The organism is Streptomyces sp. NPDC005408, assembly GCF_040606445.1.
In the GTDB taxonomy this organism is placed as follows: Bacteria; Actinomycetota; Actinomycetes; order Streptomycetales; family Streptomycetaceae; genus Streptomyces.
The window spans coordinates 95,490-101,650 of the sequence record NZ_JBEXEX010000026.1 but is presented as its reverse complement, the minus strand read 5'-3'; the positions used below and the strand labels follow the sequence as shown (position 1 = coordinate 101,650).

At 66.6% G+C, this 6,161-nt stretch carries 5 protein-coding genes and 1 pseudogene; 4 read left to right on the top strand and 2 right to left on the bottom strand.

Going from position 1 to position 6,161, the window contains the following annotated elements; all coding sequences use genetic code 11:
• Positions 1-259: 259 nt before the first annotated feature.
• Both ABZS64_RS23760 and ABZS64_RS23755 read right to left on the bottom strand, forming a co-directional pair.
• Positions 260-991 carry a DUF3558 domain-containing protein gene (locus ABZS64_RS23760; RefSeq protein ID WP_355833031.1) on the bottom strand — a complete coding sequence of 244 codons (732 nt, stop codon included), beginning with the start codon at positions 989-991 and terminating at the stop codon, positions 260-262.
• 164 nt (positions 992-1,155) lie between these two features.
• On the bottom strand, positions 1,156-1,980 hold the full coding sequence (locus tag ABZS64_RS23755; RefSeq protein ID WP_355833028.1) for a DUF3558 domain-containing protein: 825 nt from the start codon (positions 1,978-1,980) through the stop codon (positions 1,156-1,158).
• A 172-nt stretch (positions 1,981-2,152) separates the two neighbouring features.
• On the opposite strand from ABZS64_RS23755, the gene ABZS64_RS23750 reads away from it, so the two are divergent.
• The 4 genes and pseudogenes from ABZS64_RS23750 to ABZS64_RS23735 all read left to right on the top strand — a co-directional run.
• On the top strand, positions 2,153-3,409 hold the full coding sequence (locus tag ABZS64_RS23750) for an RtcB family protein (protein WP_355833025.1): 1,257 nt from the start codon (positions 2,153-2,155) through the stop codon (positions 3,407-3,409).
• A 101-nt stretch (positions 3,410-3,510) separates the two neighbouring features.
• Entirely contained in the window at positions 3,511-3,900 is a 390-nt protein-coding gene (locus ABZS64_RS23745; RefSeq protein WP_355833023.1) for a DUF4240 domain-containing protein, read from the top strand.
• Positions 3,901-4,285: 385 nt separating this feature from the next.
• Positions 4,286-5,515 carry a hypothetical protein gene (locus ABZS64_RS23740; RefSeq protein ID WP_355833020.1) on the top strand — a complete coding sequence of 410 codons (1,230 nt, stop codon included), beginning with the start codon at positions 4,286-4,288 and terminating at the stop codon, positions 5,513-5,515.
• Positions 5,516-5,724: 209 nt separating this feature from the next.
• Positions 5,725-6,114: pseudogene (locus ABZS64_RS23735) on the top strand (RtcB family protein); the annotation flags it as partial.
• Between the last annotated feature and the right edge of the window lie 47 nt (positions 6,115-6,161).

Below are 6,161 nucleotides of genomic sequence, written 5' to 3'. Positions count from 1 at the left end.
GGCGGCGTACGAACCCGCGAAACCGATCGCGGCGATGATGACCGCGCCCGTGACGACGAGCCCGATGAGTATGCGGTGCGTGCGTGTCAGCTGCATCGCGGCCACCCGCGATCCCCTCCCCATTCGAATCCAGCGGGCACAGCCTGGCACATGCCTACGGAGCCCGTCCCTCCGGGCGACCCTCGGCGGGGGCTACCGGGGTAGTGCCGGGGGTACGTCCGGGGGTGGCGGGCTCCTTCAACAGGCCGTGGCCGGGAACCTACTTGTTGGCGGTTCCCACCGAGGCCACGGCCTCCTTGGCCGCCGCCACGGCGCCTTCCATCAGGTCGGTGGAGGACGGGGACTTGGCGCCCGCGTAACCCGTGCCGTTGTAGGTGAGCGTGATCACGATGTTGTCGACTCGGGTCACGATCGTGGCGTAGGTGAAGTCCTCGCCGGTCTTCTTGAGTTCGTAACCGATGGCCGTGGCAGCCTCGCCGACGCCGCTCGCGGGCGAGGTCCGCACGCTCTTCGCGCCCTCGGTGGCCTTCGTGTTGGCGATTTCCTTGGCGTAGTTGTCCTCGGCGCGCTGCTTGCCGCTGACGCCGAGCGACTGCTCGGACTCGTACCGGAGGAAGGAGACGTCGAGCCAGCGGTACTGGGAGCCCTTGACGCCGTTGTCGTCCAGGCCGTTCCAGGAGCAGCTGCCGCGGCTGGTGGTGTCCGAGGACTTGCCGGCCGTGCCCGCCTTGACCTTCGTCTCCGGGACGAGCTTCGCGATCGTCTTCGAGGAGACCGACGTGCAGGGCTCGGGCAGCTTGGCGTACTTCGCCGGGTCGACGGTCGCGGGCTTCTGCCCGCCCTGCGAGGAGGAGGCGGAGGACGAGGAGTCCGAGCCCGAGTCCTTCTTGCTGTCGGAGCCCGAGAGCGACGAGCAGCCGGCGACGACGAGCATCACCGGGACGGCGGCACAGGCGAGAATGCGGGTGAGTCGCGGGGCTGAACGGTGCATGGTTCCTTCAGTCGATTTCAGTCGTTTTCATTCGATCTCAGCCGATTGCGGTCGAATTGTCGTACGACCGGTCCGGTCGGCCAGCCCACGGTACGCGGAGCCGGCCCGTCCGCGGGTGTGTCTCCGGATACGTACGCCACATCGCGACCAAACCGCGGGGTGGGTCAGCCGCTGAACTCGTCGGCGAGTTTGCGGGCCAGACTCTGGGCCTTTTCCTGCAGTTCCTTGCTGTCAGGGACCTCTGTCGTACGGGCTGGCTGCTCGCCGTAGACGATGGTCACGATCACATTCGATGTGCGGAAGACCACGCTGACGGTGCGGCGCTGGGCCGTGGATCCGGCCCCGGCTCCGGTGAGGACGTCGTCGAGGAACGCGGCGTCGCCGAGGCTGTCGAGGACGCGGGGCTCCAGGCCGTCGGGCGTGCCGGAGGCGGAGTTGGACGGGGTGCCGGTGGGCGTGCCCGTGGGGGTGCCGGTCGGCGTGCCCGTCGCGGGCTTCGATGTCGAGGTCGAGGGAGTGGCGGTGGGGGACCCCTCGCCTGCGTCGGCGATCGGCCGGGAGGCCCCGGACTGCTTCGTGGCGAAGACCTCCTGCGCCCGGTCGTCGTCGCTCACCGCCCCGTCGTAGGAGACAACACGCTCGAAGTCGACGCTGAGATGGTGGGAGGCGTCCGGGGAGTCGGCCTTCCAGCTGCAGCCGACGCGGCGGTCCGTGTCATAGGTGACGGCGGCCGCGCCACGGAAGATCTTCTGCTGCTGCTCCTCGGGGAGCTCGGCGGCGCCGGGCAGCAGGTCCTTGAGGGTGGAACGCGGGACGGAGCCGCAGGGCTCACGGAGGGTGCGGTACTTCCCGGCAGGCGCGGCGGCGGACGTGCCGCTCCCGGACTTGGAGTCGATGGCGGAGCCGTCGGTACCGCTGTCGGCGGTGCAGCCGGCGACGAGCGCCACGAGGAGCGTCGCGAGGCCGGGTACGTACGCCTTTCGTTGCACGGTCCCAGGCTCCCTTCGAGAGGAAAAACGGTTGCCGCGTGAGAGCGGCCGATGGACACAATGTCTATCGCACGCGCAGCCGTCGATGCCGGTCCGTTGGGTCTTATGCGGCCTTAGGCTCCGGCTTTTGCGCTTTGAGACTTTAAGGTTGTTTCGGGGGAATCGAGGAAGAATGTCGTACGTAGAGGTACCGGGCGCCAAGGTCCCGATCCGGATGTGGGCCGACCCGTCGACAGTCGAGAGCGGCGCGATGCAGCAGCTGCAGAACGTCGCGACGCTGCCGTGGATCAAGGGCCTTGCCGTGATGCCGGACGTCCATTACGGCAAGGGCGCGACGGTCGGCTCGGTGATCGCGATGCATGGCGCGGTCTGCCCGGCGGCGGTGGGTGTCGACATCGGCTGCGGTATGTCGGCGGTGAAGACCTCGCTGACCGCGAACGACCTGCCGGGAGATCTTTCCCGGCTGCGCTCGAAGATCGAGCAGGCGATCCCGGTCGGCCGGGGGATGCACGACGATCCGGTCGACCCGGGATATCTGCACGGCGTCCCGGCGGCTGGGTGGGACGACTTCTGGGCACGGTTCGACAGGGTGGCCGAAGCGGTCAAGTTCCGTCAGGAGCGGGCGACGAAGCAGATGGGAACGCTCGGCTCTGGGAATCACTTTGTCGAGTTCTGCCTCGACGAGGCGGGTTCGGTCTGGCTGATGCTGCACTCCGGATCCCGGAACATCGGCAAGGAACTCGCGGACTTCCACATCGGCGAGGCCCAGAAGCTGCCGCACAACCAGGGCCTGGTCGACCGTGACCTCGCGGTGTTCATCGCGGACACCCCGCAGATGGCGGCGTACCGGAACGACCTCTTCTGGGCGCAGGAGTACGCGAAGTACAACCGCGCGGTCATGATGGCGCTCTTCCAGGACGTGGTCCGCAAGGAGTTCAAGAAGGCGAAGGTGACCTTCGAGCCGGTGATCTCGCGCCAGCAGGAAGATGCTGAAGGTCAGATGAGGACCGTCGAGTACCGCCCTGGTGTGATCAGCTGCCATCACAACTATGTCAGTGAAGAGCGGTACGACGGGATGGATCTGCTGGTTACCCGGAAGGGTGCGATCAGTGCGGGCTCGGGGGAGTGGGGGATCATTCCCGGTTCCATGGGCACGGAGTCGTACATCGTGCGCGGTCTGGGGAACGAGAAGTCGTTCAACTCGGCGTCGCACGGGGCGGGCCGGAGGATGAGCCGGAACGCCGCGAAGCGGAAGTTCACGGCGAAGGACCTGGAGGACCAGACGCGGGGTGTGGAGTGCCGTAAGGACTCCGGCGTCGTGGATGAGATCCCGGCGGCGTACAAGCCGATCGGTCAGGTGATGGAGCAGCAGAAGGACCTGGTGCAGGTCGTTGCCAAGCTCAAGCAGGTCATCTGCGTGAAGGGCTGAGACACAGCACTCCACGTGATCGACAAGGCCCCGGACTGACCTCGGTCCGGGGCCTGTTGCTGTGGCAGTGGTTGTCAAACCTCGGTGGCAGAGTGCGCGCCATGAACGTGGAAGCTTTCTGGGGCCTTGTCGAGTCGGCGCGTGGGGACAGCAAACCGTTTGCCGAGGCGCTGGTTGGCTGTCTGGGCAGCAGCTCGAAGACCGAGATCCTGGAGTTTCAGCAGAGGTTCGACGAACTGGACATTGCTGCGTACAGCTGGGATGTGTGGGCTGCAGCCTGTCTCATCGGCGGTGGTCGCTCGGATGACAGCTTCATGGACTTCTGTGCCGGCCTGATAGCCCTCGGGCGGGACTGGTACGAGAGGGCATTGCAGTCCCCGGACAGACTTGCCGACCATCCGAGCGAAGATTTCGACTTCGACGACCCCGAGCAGATGCATCGGCGACTGCCCCGGCTTACGTTGCTCTACCTGGGCGAGGCGGCTGGCTGATCCAGCGGTCTACAACTTTCACGGTGCTGCTTGAAGCGCAGCGCGACCTGGTCGAGGTCGTTGCGAAGCTGAACAGGTCATCTCTGTAAAGGGCTGACGCAGAGCCCTTCACGTAACGGACGAGGCCCTCGCCGGAGTGGTTCGGCGGGGCCTCGTTGCATGATCCTCGGTCTGTACGTCGGTCACCTCGGCCGTACGGGGCCATTCGTCGCGGCCATCCGTATGCATTCCGTGACCTACGGCTGGTGCTGCGTGATGCCTGTTAAGTCAGGTGGTACCCCTTTTGCGTCAAGAGCGCACCCCAATTCCTCCTTTTCGTTTATTTGTTGACAAACGGATACTGCGGGTGGTTGGCGGGTCGCTTGAACCAGAGGGAAGGAAACCCATGAAGAAGCGTTTGGTGCTCGCTGGATCGGCCCTGGTGGCGAGCCTCGGCCTGGGTGTGTCGGCGGTACCGGCCGTGGCGGCCCAGATCGACGTGACCATCGGCTGCGACGAGAACGGGTCCCAGGACCTCATCGGCGCCATCAACGACGCGAACAACAACGGCGGCGGCACGATCAAGCTGGCCAAGCGCTGCACCTACCGGTTCGAAACCCCCTACCAGAGCACCCTCACCGCCCTGCCCCCGATCACCAGCAACGTCACCATCATCGGTAACGAGTCGACGCTGATCCGCTCCGTGCGGGGCGAGGAGTTCCGGATCCTCCGCGTTGAGGAGGACGGCAACCTCACCCTCAAGGGCGTCACCGTGGCCGGCGGGCTCCTCACTTCCGACCCGGAGGACGACGAGGGCAATGCGGACGGTGGCGGCATCGCCAACGAAGGCACGCTGCGCCTGGAGAAGAGCACGGTCGTCGGCAACCAGATCACCGGCGACGGGGGCGGCATCTCCAACGAGGGCGGGAACGTCACGCTGGTGGACAGCCGTGTCCTGACCAACGTCGCCTTCGACCAGGACGGGGACGCCGCGGACGGGGGCGGCATCAGCAACAACGCGGACGGCACCCTCACGATCAAGAAGTCCACCATCGCCGGCAACACCTCCGAGGAGGACGGCGGCGGCATCCAGAACCAGGGCACGCTGACGGTCGAGGGCACCCTGTTCTCCAAGAACATCGCGCGCGACGACGACGGCGCCGCCATCAACAACCTGGGTTCCGCCACGATCCGGTACAGCAAGTTCGTCCAGAACTGGGCCGGCGTCGAGGGCGGCGCCATCAACAACGACCCTGCAGACAACAAGACGCTGGAAGTCACGCGCTCGAGCTTCTACCGCAACGTCGCGGGCCGTGACGGTGGCGCGCTGAACAACGAGGGCACGGCGACCCTGAAGGGGGGCTCGATCAGGGGCAACTCGGCCGGCCGGGACGGCGGTGGCATCAACAACGAGGAGGAGAACGCCTCGGACCCCGTGGTGCTGACCCTCGACCGCACGACGGTCACCGACAACCGCGCGGCCCGCAACGGCGGCGGCATCAACAACTGGGTGGGCGCCAAGGTCATCCTGAATCACAGCAAGATCTTCAAGAACCTCCCCGACAACTGCGCCGGTGACGTCCCCGGTTGCTACGACCTGAACGTCGTCAAGACGAAGCCTGCCAATAAGAGCTGATCGCAAGGCCGGACGCGGTACTGCCGCGGCGGTCGCCACGAGCCCCGGAGCCGACCGCCGGGGCTCGTGGCGTCACGGGGGGCCAACGGCCGAGCCGGTGCGCGCGGGGTGGGGCGGCCTCACCCCCGACGGTGATGAGCGGCGCGCGCCACGGGCGGGACAGTGGGAGTGCCCGGTGGCGTCGGGCCACCGGGGCGGGGTAGCCCGGCCACCACAACTATGTGGCGGAGGAGCGGTACGAGGGCATGGACCTGCTGGTCACCCGTAAGGGCGCGATCCGGGCGGGCGGCGGCGACTTCGGGATCATCCCGGGTTCGATGGGTACCGGCTCGTACATCGTGAAGGGGCTCGGTAACGCTGCTTCCTTCAACTCGGCTTCGCACGGGGCTGGTCGGAAGATGAGCCGGGACGCGGCGAAGCGGCGGTTCTCGACGAAGGATCTGGAGGAGCAGACGCGGGGTGTGGAGTGCCGTAAGGACTCCGGCGTCGTGGATGAGATTCCGGGTGCGTACAAGCCGATCGAGAAGGTGATGGAGCAGCAGCGGGACCTGGTGCAGGTGGTCGCGAAGCTCAAGCAGGTCGTGTGCGTGAAGGGCTGAGGTCCAGCACACCACCGGATGACGGGCCCCAGACTTACGAGGTCTGG

Coding starts and splice junctions, on each gene's coding strand:
- ABZS64_RS23750 (WP_355833025.1), top strand. CDS start 2,153: ATGTCGTACGTAGAGGTACCGGGCGCCAAGGTCCCGATCCGGATGTGG.
- ABZS64_RS23760 (WP_355833031.1), bottom strand. CDS start 991: ATGCACCGTTCAGCCCCGCGACTCACCCGCATTCTCGCCTGTGCCGCC.
- ABZS64_RS23740 (WP_355833020.1), top strand. CDS start 4,286: ATGAAGAAGCGTTTGGTGCTCGCTGGATCGGCCCTGGTGGCGAGCCTC.
- ABZS64_RS23745 (WP_355833023.1), top strand. CDS start 3,511: ATGAACGTGGAAGCTTTCTGGGGCCTTGTCGAGTCGGCGCGTGGGGAC.